This is a genomic window from Gottfriedia acidiceleris, from assembly GCF_036421055.1.
GTDB classification, from domain to species: Bacteria; Bacillota; Bacilli; order Bacillales; family Bacillaceae_G; genus Gottfriedia; species Gottfriedia acidiceleris_C.
The window spans coordinates 89,210-104,239 of record NZ_JAZGQS010000009.1; the positions used below are offsets into that span (position 1 = coordinate 89,210).

Consider the following 15,030-nt stretch of genomic DNA (forward strand, 5'->3'; position numbering starts at 1 on the left):
GGTTAGACGTGTGGTATAATGACATAAATTGTAATGTATTTATAATACATTTTTAGGAGGAGCAACATGAATTCAAATATTGAAGTATTATCAACAACAAAAATTGAATATACTAGAGATTTATACAAAATTGTTGATAGTTTAAATCGTACTTTAAAAGAAAAAGATTTAATGTTTGGACTTGCACTTGATAAAGAAGATCAAGAATATGCGGTATTTACAATTTATCGAACATAAATGAGGTATATATGAAAAAATGGTTAGTCATCCTTGGATTAAGCATCATTTTTCTTTCATTATTTTTAATCGCCACATATCAATCATCAATTTCAAAGCTAAATGATGATAAAAAACATGCCGAAGAGCTTGTTTTAAATCAAGGATATTTAAAATCTGTGGAAACTTCTGATTATTTCCATGGGAAAGAACAAGCAATCGTTGTAAGTGGTAAAGATGATGCAAATAATGAAATGATCGCGTGGGTACAGGATGGAGAAGTTATTACACGAAAGAAAAGTGAAGGATTGACCCAAAAACAAATCATTGACAAAGTAGTCAGTGAGAGAAGCCCAAAAAAAATACATAAAGTAAAATTAGGAATAGAGAACAAAATACCACTTTGGGAAGTAGTATATATAGACCAAAATGGCCGATATAATTTTTACTACGCTGCTTTCGAGAATGGAGAGCTTTTAAAACGTTATAGTATTTAGGGGGAATTAACAAGATGAAACTAGCAAAAAGAGTAAGTGCACTAACACCATCTACAACACTAGCTATTACAGCAAAAGCAAAAGAGATGAAAGATCAAGGTATTGATGTAATAGGTTTAGGTGCAGGTGAACCTGATTTTAATACACCAGTTGAAATTATTGAAGAAGCTTATTCAGCAATGCTTAAAGGCCAAACTAAATATACACCTTCAAACGGTTTACCAGCTTTAAGAAAAACGATTTGTGATAAGTTATTGAAAGATCAAGGATTAACTTATTCTCCAGCAGAGGTTGTTGTAACAAATGGTGCAAAACATGCACTTTACACACTTTTCCAAGCGATTTTAGATCCTGGTCACGAAGTAATTATTCCTACACCTTACTGGGTAAGCTATCCTGAGCAAGTTATATTAGCAGAAGGTGTACCAGTATTTATTGAAGGTTATGAACATCAACAATTTAAAGTAACACCTGAACAAATCGAAGCAGCAATTACAAAGAATACAAAAGCGATCATTATTAATTCACCAAGTAATCCAACTGGTATGATTTATAATGAGCAAGAATTAAAAGCAATCGGAGAAATTTGTTTAAAACATGATATATTAATCGTTTCTGACGAAATATATGAAAAATTAGTATATGATGGTGCAAAACATGTTTCAATTGCTTCATTAAGCCCAGAACTTAAAGAGCAAACGATTATAATCAACGGTGTATCAAAATCTCATTCAATGACAGGATGGAGAATTGGTTATGCTGTTGGTAATAAGGAAATAATTAATGCCATGACAAATCTTGCTAGTCACTCTACTTCAAATCCTACTACAATGGCTCAAATCGCTACAATTAAAGCATATGAGTTAGGCGATGGTCCTGTTGAAGAAATGAGAGTAGCGTTTGAAGATCGCTTAAATAAAACTTATGAGCGTTTAATTACAATTCCAGGATTTAGCTGTGTTAAACCGAATGGTGCATTTTATTTATTCCCAAATGTGACTGAAGCAGCTAAAATGGCTGGCTATCAAAATGTAGATGAATTCTCTACTGAATTACTTGAAAAAGCTAATGTAGCGGTAATCCCTGGTTCAGGATTTGGTTCACCTGATAATATCCGCCTATCATACGCAACATCACAAGTACAGTTAGATAAAGCTTTAGATCGCATTGAAGAATTCATGAAAGCAAGTATTTTAAGTTAATTTCAATCAGTTAAAAAACTCTTATTTAAATATTGAAGCTAAGCATATGCTTAGCTTTTTTCAATACTTTTTATATGAATTTTAAACACCAGACTATCTCCTTAATTAAATAATTTATTACTTGGTTTTTTAATTACTAAAAACATATACTAAAATAGAGGTGTGATTTACATGCCTCTATTTATTTTTATTTCATGAGTTTCTTTTACTGTTTATTTTATGTAATCATGCTATACTATGCTAGAGGTGTTCGAAGTGAATAATAATAGCATTTTAAACTGGATTCAATTTGGGAATATTAGTATTCCAAATATACTTCTTAGTCATTATTCTTCTTTAAACATAAATGAAGAAGAACTAGTCATGATTCTACAGCTTTACTCTTTTCAACAACAAGGTCATACGTTTCCAACACCTACTCAATTAGCAAAGATTATGTCAATAAACGAACAAAAATGTATGGAAGTTATTCGAGAACTTCTTAAAAAAGGTTTATTAGAAATTACGGAAGAAATTGACCATCATAATATACGGTGTGAGGCATATTCACTTTCGCCGTTATGGTTAAAATTAATTGATTTGACCGAGAATGGTCAACAATCAAGTGAAAAACATACTATTCCTTCAATTATTGAACAAGAAGAGGAATCAATTTACTTAGTATTTGAAAAAGAATTTGGTAGATTATTATCTCCTTTTGAGATTGAAACTTTAACAATGTGGATGGATCAAGATGATCATAATGAAAAACTAATAAAAACTGCTCTTAAAGAAGCAGTTATAAGTGGAAAATTAAATTTTCGTTATATAGATCGAATTCTTTTTGAGTGGAAGAAAAATGGAATAAAGCAAGTAGACCAAGCAATGAATTATAGTAAGCATTTTAGAAAAAAAGAAACAAGAGAACCACAAAACGAAACAAAGTATACAGGATCAATTCCTTTTTATAATTGGCTTGAAAAATAAAGCGAGGACATGCTCCTCGCTTTATTGTGTAAACAATCTACAAAAAAATTTGAATTTCAGACTGTCTGAAGCGTGGACATGCTCCTCGCTCTTTTTTAGTAAGGAGTGTACTTGAGATGTTAAATAAACAACAAATAAATGGGGTTCTTAATATAATTGGTGAGATGTTCCCCGATGCACATTGTGAATTAAACCATAAGAATCCGTTTGAATTAGTAGTAGCGGTTGCTTTATCTGCACAATGTACTGATGTTTTAGTAAATAAAGTGACAAAAAATTTATTTGAAAAATATAAAGAACCTCAGGATTATTTAAATGTTTCTTTAGAGGAATTACAAAATGATATTCGCTCAATTGGACTTTTCAGGAACAAAGCAAAAAATATCCAAAAATTAAGTGAAATGATTATTAATGAATTTAATGGAGAAGTTCCACGTACTAGAGAAGAGCTAGTAAAATTGCCTGGAGTCGGTAGAAAGACAGCTAATGTAGTAATGTCAGTCGCATTTAATATTCCAGCAATCGCAGTAGATACTCATGTTGAGAGGGTTTCAAAAAGATTAGCTATATGCCGTTGGAAAGATTCTGTTTTAGAAGTAGAAGAGACATTAATGAAAAAAGTTCCGATCGAAGACTGGGGAGTAACTCATCATCGACTCATATTTTTTGGCAGATACCATTGTAAAGCTCAAAGGCCGAGTTGTGAAGTATGTCCTTTACTTGATATTTGTAGAGAAGGAAAAAAACGAATGAAAGTGAAGAGAGTAAATGACAAATAGTATTCATAAGGATTTTATCGTTAAGCCATTTTATAAAGACAATGCTAATGAGCAAATAATCAATGAAGAAATTAAAATTAAAAATAAACCTTTTTTTTATGAAAGCAATCAGATTCTAATTAATAAGAGCTTTAACATCCCAAGTGGAAGTGATGAAATTATTAAAGAGATGATTAAGGAATGGAAAGAAGAATCTGAACAGATTTCTAATTACTTTAAACAACGGAATCGAAAACTTGCATGTGAGCCGATGATAAGAGGCTTAGCTAATTTTATATCAATCCTTACATGGATAAATAGTCAATTGCTACTTAATTTAAATAATTTATTACTGGAGTTAGATAAATTAAAGATCAAGCCAATTAATTTAGACGAGCGTATTAGTTTTGTATTAAATCAACCAGATCACTATCACTCTTTCATTCAACTTTCTGGCTTATATACAGAGTTAGAAAAGCTTTATTATAAGCAAAAAATAACCTCCTCAAGATGAGGAGGCTTATTTAGATTGAGTAAATTGGCTATTCATTGGGTCAATGTTTAAAATAATTACATAGAAAAACCTTCTCAAGATGAGGTGGCTTATTTAGATTTAGAGTAAATTGGCTATTCATTGAGTCAATGTTTAAAATAATTACATAGAAAAACCTCCTCAAAAAACGAGGAGGTTTTTAATTTATGCAATAATATTACGTTCCAACTTATTAAATCGATTATTTGAGTATGAATCAGAGTTATACGAAGTTGGATTCGTATTAGTTGGTTTTGATGGTTTAGTTGGTTTAGTTGGGTCTGGTGTTGTTGGCGGTGTCGTTGGATTTGTATTACCATCTCCAGTTCCACCACCATTGCCATCACCAGTACCAGTGCCCGTACCGTCACCGTTTCCAGTACCCGTACCGTCACCAGTACCAGTGCCCGTACCGTCACCAGTACCAGTACCCGTACCGTCACCAGTACCAGTGCCCGTACCGTCACCAGTACCGTTGCCATTGCCATTGCCGTTGCCATTGCCATTGCCGTTGCCGTTGCCGTTGCCGTTGCCGTTGCCATTGCCGTTGCCGTTGCCATTGCCATTGCCATTGCCGTTGCCATTACCATTACCGTTACCGTTACCATTATTATCAGCTGGTGGGGTAGTAGGTTCTTGGGTTGTGGTTAAATCGACTGTAACAGTAACTGCAGCACTCTTAGTTTCGCCATTGGTTGCTACAATCGTAATTTTTACTTTGTTTCCAGCTACGATTCCATTAATTTTTGCTGATGTTCCATTAACTTTTTGAGTTTGGCCTTTGACACCGTTAATATCATAGTTTACTTCAAAAGTTGTAGAAGCAAGTAAGTCAGAAGGATACTGCCAATTTAACGAAACACTGCTCGTTTTTTCATCATATTTCGCTGTAACACCTTTAGCCGGATCTAATGTATCTGGTGTAGGTAGGTCATCCATTTTTTCACCTTTAATATATAATTCGTCTTGTATACTTACAACTGAACTTGGTTTATGGAACTCAGATGAACGATTAGCTGTTGCTGCTAACATATCTCTAGCAATATATTTTGCTATATTTGTTGATGTTTTACTTAAATAATGACCTTGTTTATTTTTCTCATAACCAGTCCATACCGAAATAGTTACATCTGGAGTATAACCAACAAACCAACTATCTCGAGTTGCATTAGAAGGGAAGCCATATTTGTCTTTTACTTCTTGTGGGTAGTTTGTAGTACCAGTTTTACCTGCCATATCAAGTCCAGGTACGTTAGCTCTACCACCAGTACCGCCTGGTGCCTTAACAACGTCACGTAGCATATCTGTAATCATATATGCAGTGTAATCGCTCATTGCTTGTTTTGGTTCAGGAGCTAGTACTTTTTCAGTTTTATCTTGATAGATAATTTTTGTAACAGCATGTGGTTTTATATATACACCGCCATTACCAAAAGCTGCATATGCACCTGCCATATCCATTGCAGATACACCTGTAAATCCACCAATTGCATGAGACTCATAAAAACTGTCCTTTTGGAAGTTAAATCCAAGTCCGTTACCAAATTCACGTGATTTATCTAATCCAACTTGTTGCATTGTTTTTAGTGCAGGAATATTTCTTGAACCAATTAACGCCTTACGAATCGATAATTTACCTTTATATGATTTATCAGCATTTCGAATAGGTGTACCATCAGAATATTGATATGGCTCATCAACAAGTTGATGATTAGTTGACCATTTTAAATATTGTATAGCAGGACCGTAGTCTAGGATTGGTTTAATAGTTGAACCAGGTTGTCTCTTAATATCTGTTGCGAAATTTAGACCACCACTTGTTGTATTTCTTCCAGCACCTACAGCTTTAATTTCACCCGTTTTAGTGTCAGTTAATACAAAACCAGTTTGGAAATCATCACTTGGATAAAAATCAGATCCACGATTAATAATTTCATCTGCTGCAGCTTGTGCTTTTGGATCTAAAGTTGTTTCTATTGTTAATCCATCTGTATTTATATCTGCATCACCGTATTTTTTTACTTCATCCATAACGACATCAAGGAATGCTTGATACTTTGTTTGGCCACTTTCATGAAGTTTAACTAATGATTTCTCTGGAATTGCTTTTGCTTTAACATATTGTTCATTCGTTATATATCCATATTTTTTCATCTGGCTTAATACAACATTTCTTCTAGCTTCTGATTGAGCTGGATGTTTTGCTGGATTGTAGTTATTTGGACTTTGTACCATACCAGCAAGTGTAGCTGCTTCAGGTAATGTAATTTTCGATAAATCTTTACTAAAATATGTTTCACTTGCTTTTGCAACACCATAAACTCCTCGGCCTTTTAAACCATTTGAGAAGTAAACTTTATTTAAATACATTTCTAATATTTGTTGTTTAGAATATTTTTGTTCAAGTTGGAATGATAAATACCATTCTTGTACTTTACGTTTAATTGTTTTTTGTGGAGACAAGAATGAGTTTTTAACAACTTGTTGAGTAATCGTACTACCACCTTGTGATCCAAATCCGCCAGTAATATTAGCTAAAACAGCACCAAGCACACGGCGGATATCAACACCTTTATGCTTATAAAAACGAACATCCTCAGTAGCGATAAATGCATCTTCTACTACTTTAGGAATCTCGTTATATGAAACTTTCGTTCTTTGTTCAGTTCCTAACTCAGCAATAACATTTCCATTTTTATCTAGAATCGTAGACGATAAAGGTACTTTAAGCTTCGATTCATCAAGTTTAGGTGCATCACTTACTAAATAATAGAAAGTTCCAACTCCCCCAAGAATACAAAGTACTGCTAAAGTTAATATTGATAAAGTAATCTTTTTCCATAAACCTTCACGTTTTTTTGGTTTAACGCTTGAAGGCTTTTCCATTTCCATTTGTTTTCGTTCTTGTCGTGAACTATACTCTTTTGCCATTTTTTTGTTTCTCCTGCCTTTCAAATGAACTTAATGAAATTATTAAAATATTAAATTACAAAAAGTTCATCGATACATTTTAAGTAAGGAACAATGATTGGATAACTTGGTTTAAGTAATGTTCCATACTCTTTGCATTCTTCTCTAGAAATTGATTTTCTTCCACCATCTGTCTGTCTTTTCCAAAAGGTAAGAATATCAGTTGCTTTCATAAAATAAATTTCATTATATAATGAAAATTTTAATATGACAAACGAAATTCCACCGTGTTTCAGTACATTTTCCATATGCTCTATTTGGTGTAAATGGAAATTTTGTAAAGGAAAACTAGTCTTATTATTGGTTTCCTTAGCTTCAAAATCAATATACTTCCCTTTGTAGATGCCATTATAGTCGGTAGTTGATGGTTGCTTGAAATAGGCTTCTCTAATAACTGCAGCACTTCTTTTTGGATAGTCTACTTTTACGATTTGTACAGGTGTTGGTTTTTTATGTATGTTTGCGATATTATTTGATAAATAATACGTATTAGTAGCATTTAAATCATCTTCAAGAGACATTCCGCGATTACTATAAGTTTGATTAGATTTTACTTGTATTTCGTTATTTTTTTGACTTTTTTGAACTACATTATTTCTTCGATTTGGGTAACTTATTGTCATAAAACCAACTCCACCTTAATTTACATACAATTTGTATTATAGCACTAAAACAGATGTTCGTGTAAAAAAATACCAGATTCCTTGGGGTGAGTCAATGAATGCAAACCATGAAAGCTGGAAAGGTTTCATAAAAAAAAGAAGAGAAGATTACAATTTAACACAAGAAGAATTAAAACTTATTGATTTAATAAAGAAAGAAACAGTTAAATATAATGCAGATAATATTTCTAGAACAATTGCATACCAAAAATATTTTTTAAGACAAAGTGAAATAGAGTGGTCTTTTCTTGCAAGTATGGTGTCACGTAATGCAGGTTATAACATGACTGATTTGGAAAATCAACTATTCGTTAATGGACTAAGTGTAAAACAAAGAAAACAGCTTTTTATGACGTATGAACGGGCAAATTGGATTATTTTTTTAGATGCATTTCCACAATTACTTCTATTTGAATATTCAAAAGTCCAAAATAAGCCATTATTTTATTTATTGAAATATTTATCAGTATCTAGTTTTATGGAAATTGAATGGGAGAAATATTGGACGGATCGTAATAAAAAAAGACTAGTTTATTCATTGATCATTAACGAGCAAAATATGATTGAAAGACCAGTCATTCAAAATAAATTTTTTAAAAGTGAAGTTTTTAATTCTTTAGCATTTAAACTTCAGGAACAATTGAAACTTAGTTATGTAATATTTCCAACAAGTAATGGTGAACTTTATGGCCTTGGTGTATACCATTTTGAAGATTTAACGAAAAGGATTCAAATTGGAAAGCAATTATATTCAATTTTATTTCATGAGGATTTACACAATGAATTTATCGATTTTGCTATGCAAACCATCCACACTGGCAGTAGAAGCGATTATGAAGGGTTGGTTGGAATTCCAAGTTCAAATAATCCGAAGTTAAGAGATGTTTATCCAATAATTCCTCACACGCGAACTGTTGAGGATGATTGGTATCCTAATAGTAAAATTTTAAATGAATGGTATGAAAATGAAGAAGTTACGAATGGAGATAGTTTTAAGCAATCTTTTTTAATAAAACAAGAGTTGCTTGGTTCGTTGTTAAAATTGAAATCAATCTTTCAATAAATTAACTAGTTCGTCTTGTTCGCCTAAATTTTGTTTTCTTTTGGACCTTTTTATATTTAACACTCTAAAAAAGCTAGCACAAAAATGCTAGCTTTTTCTTTTAAATCGACTTTTCAATAGAAAGAATGTGAATCAAAATCGAGTGGTTCCCAATGCTTATGTAGCAGGGAAATTAGGACCATCTAATTTTGGATTACCAGTTTGTTGACTTTTACTTTTTTCTTGTTTCTTCTTTTTTTCATTTTTGTTTTTTGCCATTTGAAACACCTCCATGTAATATACTTTTCCCAATTCTGTTTTACGATACAAGTTTTTTTGTCGAAATTATAGATGAAAATACCTTTATTCACTTTGTTTAGCGAATTAGTTCTAGTTTTGTCACTAGAGAAGGAGGTAGATGAACTGTTGTTGAATTTATTTTATAAAGAAAATTTAGAAAATTAGGAAGAGGAGTTGAACTGTATGGAGTTAATTCAAAGAGATGATTTTTTTCGAGCGATTGATGAATTTTTAAATGAGGTTGAATTTATTGAGCACTCCTTAGCTTTAAGAATTGATCAAAAATGTGATGATGAAAAGAATTTACTTTTAAATAAGATCCAGTCAACGACAGTGCATCTTCATCATTTTGAAAAGAAAGTAAGTCAAGCAAAAGAGGGTGGTAGTTGGATCTCAACACCATTTTTAGGAAGACAATTAGCATTTAATATTTAATAATTATAGATAACGTAATATTTGTTTGAATGAACGGATTAGAGAATAATGGAATGAATTAAATAAAGCGATACACTTTTACAATCTTGTAAATGTGTATCGCTTTATTTCTTATAATATAATATTCCCGATTACTAAATTGGCTTACAAGCTCCAAAAAGTTCAAGTTCTTTAACTAATTCTCTGTAATGTTGAATAGTAACCTCGCCATTTAGGTAATTTTGTTGTAAAAAATCCATTAATTGATTAAAGTCAGATGGTTCGAAACTTTTTGATGAAATAAACTTGCTCTTTAATTCTTGTACAGTCATTATTACCCCTCCAACATTAAAATTTAATTAACAACTTGTATAACTATTTAAAATGTACCATAAATATTTAAGATTTAAATTTTTTTAAAAATTTAAACTTCCGACATATTATGACAAATAGCGCATAATATAATAGAAGTAACAGAATAGGCATTTGTAACATATTTATAAATGAGAAAACTTATAATGGATGTGAGAATATGGGATCTCAAATGTTTCCTCCAAACCATTCAGATAACAGCTTTGAGTGGTTTAGAAAGCAAAATCAAATGATTGATGAGAATTTTAATTTTCCAGAAATGAATCAAATATTGAATGAAAATCAGCGTTACTATGGAAATACAATTCAACCTTTTTCCCAAAACCCTGCTATGAATACATTACAACCGCCTGTTCAATCGCAACAGACACAACAGGCACATTCAACTCAACCAACACAATCATTGCAACAATCACAGATGATTGAACCTACTCCTTATGGGGGGCCATCAATACAAACAGGTAGTTATGATCAAAATCAAATCCAGTATGCAACACCACAACACTTTCCAATGCAACATCCAACTGTTTCGTATAACCAAGGTTATCAATACGATCCTAATTATTACGGAATGATGCAAAACCAATTTCCGTATATGCAAATGCATCCTTCACAATTTGGTAATCAAACGAACTTTTTAGGTAGCCCTCAAAATCACCAATATTCAATGCAACCTCAACATGCTCAAATGGTACAACAAGGTCCATTTACAACTCCACCAATGTTTGCGCCTAGTACACCATATCCAACTCAACCCAAAAAATTAAACCAGCAAAATAACAATGGTCAATCTTTTCAGTTTTCATCAATATTAAATCAATTTAAAAACGGTTCAGGTTCATACGATGTTCCTAAAATGATGTCTACTGCAGGTCAAATGATGAATACGATGAATCAAGTTGGTGGATTATTTAAACAAATTGGGGTTTTATTCAAATAAAAAAAGCCAGGATTACCTGGCTTTTTCAAATTTTAAAATACAATTAATCATTTCTAGATAGAGAATGTACGAGCTTGTAGCGGTCTGCTCTGTAAACAGTTAATTCATATTCTAGAACCTTGCCACTTCTTAAATATGTTGTACGATAAATTGCTAATACGGGACAATTCGGCGGAATTTCTAATAATTGAGCTTCGTCTTCAGAAGGCATTCTAGCTTGAATTGACTGATCAGCGTATTGAATAGGGTCTGGAATATTGGCATTTACATAATCAAAAAATGATTTTTCTAATACACTTTGATTTAAGTTTGGAGCTATTTCGCATGACACGTGGATACTTTCAATCGACATAGGAATTGAGTCTGCTAAACGGACCCGTTTTATAAAATAAATTGGGTCGTTTTCTTTTATCTTTAGTTTATTGGATAATGCTTTATCAGATTTTATAATATCAAATTGAACTAATCTACTACTAGGTTTTAAACCTCTCTCAATCATTTCTTCAGTGTAACTATTTAATCTACTAATTTTTTTTTCAACTTTTTGACGACTAACAAATGTACCTTTACCTTTTTGTCTGTAAACAATTCCTTCTTGAACTAAATTATTTAATGCTTGTCGAACGGTCATACGAGATATTTGGAATTTCTCAGAAAACTCTCTTTCTGATGGAATCAATTCATCAGCAGGGTATTCACCTGAAGCGATTTTACATTTTATGTATTCTAATAATTGGTGATAAATTGGTATTGGGGAATTTTTGTTAATCATTTTTTACTCCTTGAATTGCAATTAATTATCTATATTTAAAACGATTTCATAACTCATTTTAAAGGAATAAAATGCTTTCGGCAATCATTGTGTATACTCGCAAAAATCTGAATATTTAAACTTTTAATCATTGTTAATTTTATTGTTGTGAAATATGTTCAAACCTAATAAAATAAAAAAGTTGACATTAAAGTATATTTAGGATATTGGAGAGGATAATTTTGAACAAAATACTTTTTTTATTTTTTTTCACAATTACATTAACATTGATTATTTTTACTAGTTTTAAACAAGCTTTATATGTAATTTTATCATAAAATTTCGACGAAAAAATTTGACAATAATATTCCTATCACAATAACTAATCTAAAAGGGAATAAAATATCCTCTATGAGCAGCAATCAAATATAGACAAATAGGTCTTAATAGTTGATTTCCACTTAGCTTATGACTACTATGCAAAGTTAAATATTAGATTCCCTCAATATAAATTTCTACATTTGAATATTATTTAATTTAATGATTTTACGAGATAAATTATTTTAACTTACAATATTTATTTGTTACTTAACATTTGAAATTAAGCAGAGTATTTCATACAATAAAATTTAATTTGTGGAAGAACTTAAACTTATAGTTCTTCCTAATTTATTATTGTGAGGTAATATGAAGATACTACTTATATCTGGTTATAAATCATTTGAATTAGGAATTTTTTCAACTAAACACGATGCAGTAAAGTACATAAAAAAAGCTATAAAAAATAAAATACTTTTATTTATAGATGAATTAGAATGGATTATTATTTCAGGGCAAATGGGTACTGAATTATGGGCGGCTGAAGTAGTTTTCGAATTACAGCTTGATTATCCCCAATTAAAGTTGGGTATTTTTACACCATACGAAGATCAAGAGAAAAATTGGAATGAAGCAAATAAAGAATATTATAATGAAATCTTAATTGGGGCAGATCATGTCGACTCAATTTCAAGAAAGCCATACGAATCTCCAATTCAGCTGAAGGCTAAAAATGAATTTTTAATTAGTAAAAGCCAAGGGTGTATTTTATTTTACGATAATGAAAAAGAAGGCAGCCCTAGATATCTATATGATTTAGCATACAAGAAAAATGAACAATTTAATTATCCTGTTGAAATGATCACATTTGACGATTTACAAGTAATTGCAGAAGAGTCATTTGAGAATGATGACAATAAATATAGGGAAATATAGAATAGATAATTGACAATTTATAAAGAGTTTGAAAAAATAGAAGGTAAATATTTCTAAATGTTTTGGGGTGACACACATGGAATCAACAAAAATAAAACTAAGTATAAAAGATATCCTAAATAAAGAGTTTAAAGTTTCAATGCGAGGATATAATCAAGAGGAAGTGGATCAATACTTAGACACTATCATTAAAGATTATGAATCGTTTCAAAATCAAATCGTAGCCCTACAACAAGAAAATGCGAAGTATAAAAAATTGTTGGAGGACCAAAAGAACACAGCTACACCTCCACCATCACCATTTAATAATACGAATACGGATGTTCTTAAAAGATTATCAAATTTAGAGAAGCATGTTTTTGGTAGTAAACTATTCGAATAATTTTAACTTAATTTATATTTTAAGAAAGCATTGCAAACTTAAGTATAATTTACTATACTAATAAATGTTCGTTTCAATATGTTCGGGTAATCGCTGCAACGCTTGACGTTGTTGAGGAAAGTCCATGCTCGCACAGTCCTGCGATGGCTGTAGTGTTCGTGCCTATCGAAGTCATAAGATAGGGTAGCTGTGTATTCAGCTAACGGCAGGGAACGGACCTAAGTCCTTTATGGATATGGTTCTACTACCTTTAAAGTGCCACAGTGACGTAGTCCTCGAAGAAATGAGAGGAGTGGAACGCGGTAAACCCCACGAGCGAGAAACCCAAATTATGGTAGGGGAATCCTTTCAAAGGAATTGAACTGAGAAAGGGACAGATTATTCTGTAGATAGATGATTACCACCTTGTAGTACGAGGCGAGAGCCGCTTGAAGTACGAATGGTACAGAACATGGCTTACAGAACATATGAAATGATGAAACTGTTTAAAAACTCTTCATTCTATGGAGAGTTTTTTGTAATTTCGACGGAAATTGTCCATAATGAAAATAGGAATTTAAAATGAAAATATGAAAAGAAAAGTTCATTCTTAATCTGAATGAGATAGGTGATTACATTGGCGAAATATACATTAATTGCTACTGCTGCAATGGGGATCGAAGCTCTAGTCGCTAGAGAAATAAAAAGCCTAGGGTTTGATGATGTAGTAGTTGAAAATGGTCGAGTATTATTTAAAACGGATGAAGCTGGAATTGTCAAAGCGAATTTATGGCTTAGAACAGCTGACCGAGTGAAACTTCGTGTTGGTGAATTTAAGGCAACATCATTTGATGAATTATTTGAAAAAACAAAAGCCTTACCTTGGCATATGTTTATTCCAAGAAACGGTCAATTTCCTGTGTCAGGAAAATCGCATAAATCTAAATTATTTTCAGTATCAGATTGCCAAGCAATCGTCAAAAAAGCAATTGTTGATAAATTAAAAACAATCCAAAATATTCAAGGTATGTTAATTGAAGACGGTCCATTATTTCGAGTAGAAGTTTCTATTTTAAAAGATATCGTAACATTAACAATTGATACTACTGGTCGTGAAGGTTTACATAAAAGAGGATACCGTGTAGATCAAGGTGAAGCACCATTAAAAGAAACACTGGCAGCTTCATTAGTACTATTAACGAATTGGAATGCTGATTTACCTTTTGTTGATCCATTTTGCGGATCTGGTACTATTCCAATTGAGGCTGCATTAATTGGACATAATATCGCTCCAGGTTCGTTTAGAAGCTTTGCGTCTGAAGATTGGCACTGGATCGGTAAAAAAAGATGGAATGAAGCAAGACAAGAAGCAGAAGACTTAGCAAATTATGATCAAAAACTCGAAATAATCGGATCAGATATTGATCATCGAATGATTAATGTTTCAAAAGCCAATGCTGATGAAGTTGGATTATCAGATTCAATTGCTTTTAAACAAATGCAAGTAAAAGACTTTACTACTAAATCAGAGTATGGGTATGTTGTTACCAACCCACCATATGGTGAGCGATTAAACGATCGACCTTACGTTGAAAAGTTATATTCAGATATGGGGAATGTTTTTACAAAATTAGATACATGGTCAGTGTATGTACTTACTAGTCATGAGGGATTCGAACAATTTTACGGAAAACCAGCAACAAAAAAACGTAAATTATTTAATGGTTTCATTAAAACTGACTATTATCAATACTTTGGAAAAAGACCTCCAAGAAGAATCGAAGAGTAAAAAG

16 protein-coding genes and 1 other RNA gene are annotated in these 15,030 nt (G+C 31.8%); 13 read left to right on the top strand and 4 right to left on the bottom strand.

All coding sequences use genetic code 11. From position 1 onward, the window contains the following. Positions 1–66: 66 nt before the first annotated feature. The 6 genes from RAH41_RS15015 (at position 67) to RAH41_RS15040 (ending at position 4,153) form a co-directional block, all read left to right on the top strand. Entirely contained in the window at positions 67–237 is a 171-nt protein-coding gene (locus RAH41_RS15015) for a YpmA family protein (RefSeq protein ID WP_082459338.1), read from the top strand. Positions 238–248: 11 nt separating this feature from the next. Next, positions 249–713: a DUF5590 domain-containing protein gene (locus RAH41_RS15020; RefSeq protein WP_331223579.1), complete on the top strand. Its 465-nt coding sequence runs from the start codon at positions 249–251 to the stop codon at positions 711–713. A gap of 14 nt (positions 714–727) precedes the next feature. Beyond that, positions 728–1,915 (top strand): pyridoxal phosphate-dependent aminotransferase, encoded by a 1,188-nt coding sequence (locus RAH41_RS15025; RefSeq protein WP_331223580.1) that lies wholly within the window; start codon positions 728–730, stop codon positions 1,913–1,915. Between the two features lie 237 nt (positions 1,916–2,152). After that, positions 2,153–2,881 (top strand): DnaD domain-containing protein, encoded by a 729-nt coding sequence (locus tag RAH41_RS15030; protein WP_331223582.1) that lies wholly within the window; start codon positions 2,153–2,155, stop codon positions 2,879–2,881. A 116-nt stretch (positions 2,882–2,997) separates the two neighbouring features. After that, positions 2,998–3,660, top strand: a complete 663-nt coding sequence (gene nth, locus RAH41_RS15035; protein ID WP_331223583.1) for an endonuclease III — start codon at positions 2,998–3,000, stop codon at positions 3,658–3,660. Beyond that, complete coding sequence (locus tag RAH41_RS15040; RefSeq protein ID WP_331223584.1) at positions 3,650–4,153, top strand: YpoC family protein; 504 nt, start codon at positions 3,650–3,652, stop codon at positions 4,151–4,153. The genes nth and RAH41_RS15040 overlap by 11 nt, the downstream gene beginning before the upstream one ends. Before the next feature lie 183 nt (positions 4,154–4,336). On the opposite strand, the gene RAH41_RS15045 is transcribed toward RAH41_RS15040, so the two are convergent. Together RAH41_RS15045 and recU are read right to left on the bottom strand one after the other, a co-directional pair. Next, positions 4,337–7,102, bottom strand: a complete 2,766-nt coding sequence (locus RAH41_RS15045) for a transglycosylase domain-containing protein (protein ID WP_331223585.1) — start codon at positions 7,100–7,102, stop codon at positions 4,337–4,339. A 50-nt stretch (positions 7,103–7,152) separates the two neighbouring features. Continuing rightward, positions 7,153–7,764, bottom strand: a complete 612-nt coding sequence (recU, locus tag RAH41_RS15050; protein WP_331223587.1) for a Holliday junction resolvase RecU — start codon at positions 7,762–7,764, stop codon at positions 7,153–7,155. Between the two features lie 94 nt (positions 7,765–7,858). Here recU and RAH41_RS15055 point away from each other — a divergent pair, with 94 nt between their 5' ends. Next, positions 7,859–8,866: a DUF2515 family protein gene (locus tag RAH41_RS15055; RefSeq protein WP_331223589.1), complete on the top strand. Its 1,008-nt coding sequence runs from the start codon at positions 7,859–7,861 to the stop codon at positions 8,864–8,866. A gap of 462 nt (positions 8,867–9,328) precedes the next feature. Beyond that, positions 9,329–9,580, top strand: coding sequence for a hypothetical protein (locus RAH41_RS15060; protein ID WP_331223591.1), 252 nt, complete (start codon positions 9,329–9,331; stop codon positions 9,578–9,580). Between the two features lie 134 nt (positions 9,581–9,714). Here the strand turns inward: RAH41_RS15060 and yppF are convergent, their stop codons facing one another. After that, positions 9,715–9,891, bottom strand: a complete 177-nt coding sequence (yppF, locus tag RAH41_RS15065) for a YppF family protein (protein WP_331223592.1) — start codon at positions 9,889–9,891, stop codon at positions 9,715–9,717. Between the two features lie 200 nt (positions 9,892–10,091). Between yppF and RAH41_RS22650 the strand changes: the two genes are divergently transcribed. Continuing rightward, a complete protein-coding gene (locus RAH41_RS22650) occupies positions 10,092–10,871 on the top strand; it encodes a YppG family protein (protein WP_419471610.1) in 780 nt (259 codons plus the stop codon). A 43-nt stretch (positions 10,872–10,914) separates the two neighbouring features. On the opposite strand, the gene RAH41_RS15075 is transcribed toward RAH41_RS22650, so the two are convergent. Continuing rightward, positions 10,915–11,643 (bottom strand): GntR family transcriptional regulator, encoded by a 729-nt coding sequence (locus tag RAH41_RS15075; RefSeq protein ID WP_331223594.1) that lies wholly within the window; start codon positions 11,641–11,643, stop codon positions 10,915–10,917. Between the two features lie 666 nt (positions 11,644–12,309). Between RAH41_RS15075 and RAH41_RS15080 the strand changes: the two genes are divergently transcribed. The 4 genes from RAH41_RS15080 (at position 12,310) to RAH41_RS15095 (ending at position 15,026) form a co-directional block, all read left to right on the top strand. After that, positions 12,310–12,876 (top strand): DUF1273 domain-containing protein, encoded by a 567-nt coding sequence (locus RAH41_RS15080; protein ID WP_331223596.1) that lies wholly within the window; start codon positions 12,310–12,312, stop codon positions 12,874–12,876. A 76-nt stretch (positions 12,877–12,952) separates the two neighbouring features. Further along, positions 12,953–13,258, top strand: a complete 306-nt coding sequence (gene gpsB, locus RAH41_RS15085; protein ID WP_088010652.1) for a cell division regulator GpsB — start codon at positions 12,953–12,955, stop codon at positions 13,256–13,258. 78 nt (positions 13,259–13,336) lie between these two features. Continuing rightward, positions 13,337–13,722, top strand: an RNA gene (gene rnpB, locus RAH41_RS15090) — RNase P RNA component class B. A 152-nt stretch (positions 13,723–13,874) separates the two neighbouring features. Next, positions 13,875–15,026, top strand: a complete 1,152-nt coding sequence (locus tag RAH41_RS15095) for a class I SAM-dependent RNA methyltransferase (protein WP_331223599.1) — start codon at positions 13,875–13,877, stop codon at positions 15,024–15,026. Positions 15,027–15,030: the final 4 nt, after the last annotated feature.

Coding starts and splice junctions, on each gene's coding strand:
- RAH41_RS15015 (WP_082459338.1), top strand. CDS start 67: ATGAATTCAAATATTGAAGTATTATCAACAACAAAAATTGAATATACT.
- RAH41_RS15020 (WP_331223579.1), top strand. CDS start 249: ATGAAAAAATGGTTAGTCATCCTTGGATTAAGCATCATTTTTCTTTCA.
- RAH41_RS15025 (WP_331223580.1), top strand. CDS start 728: ATGAAACTAGCAAAAAGAGTAAGTGCACTAACACCATCTACAACACTA.
- RAH41_RS15030 (WP_331223582.1), top strand. CDS start 2,153: ATGCTAGAGGTGTTCGAAGTGAATAATAATAGCATTTTAAACTGGATT.
- nth (WP_331223583.1), top strand. CDS start 2,998: ATGTTAAATAAACAACAAATAAATGGGGTTCTTAATATAATTGGTGAG.
- RAH41_RS15040 (WP_331223584.1), top strand. CDS start 3,650: ATGACAAATAGTATTCATAAGGATTTTATCGTTAAGCCATTTTATAAA.
- RAH41_RS15045 (WP_331223585.1), bottom strand. CDS start 7,102: ATGGCAAAAGAGTATAGTTCACGACAAGAACGAAAACAAATGGAAATG.
- recU (WP_331223587.1), bottom strand. CDS start 7,764: ATGACAATAAGTTACCCAAATCGAAGAAATAATGTAGTTCAAAAAAGT.
- RAH41_RS15055 (WP_331223589.1), top strand. CDS start 7,859: ATGAATGCAAACCATGAAAGCTGGAAAGGTTTCATAAAAAAAAGAAGA.
- RAH41_RS15060 (WP_331223591.1), top strand. CDS start 9,329: ATGGAGTTAATTCAAAGAGATGATTTTTTTCGAGCGATTGATGAATTT.
- yppF (WP_331223592.1), bottom strand. CDS start 9,891: ATGACTGTACAAGAATTAAAGAGCAAGTTTATTTCATCAAAAAGTTTC.
- RAH41_RS22650 (WP_419471610.1), top strand. CDS start 10,092: ATGGGATCTCAAATGTTTCCTCCAAACCATTCAGATAACAGCTTTGAG.
- RAH41_RS15075 (WP_331223594.1), bottom strand. CDS start 11,643: ATGATTAACAAAAATTCCCCAATACCAATTTATCACCAATTATTAGAA.
- RAH41_RS15080 (WP_331223596.1), top strand. CDS start 12,310: ATGAAGATACTACTTATATCTGGTTATAAATCATTTGAATTAGGAATT.
- gpsB (WP_088010652.1), top strand. CDS start 12,953: ATGGAATCAACAAAAATAAAACTAAGTATAAAAGATATCCTAAATAAA.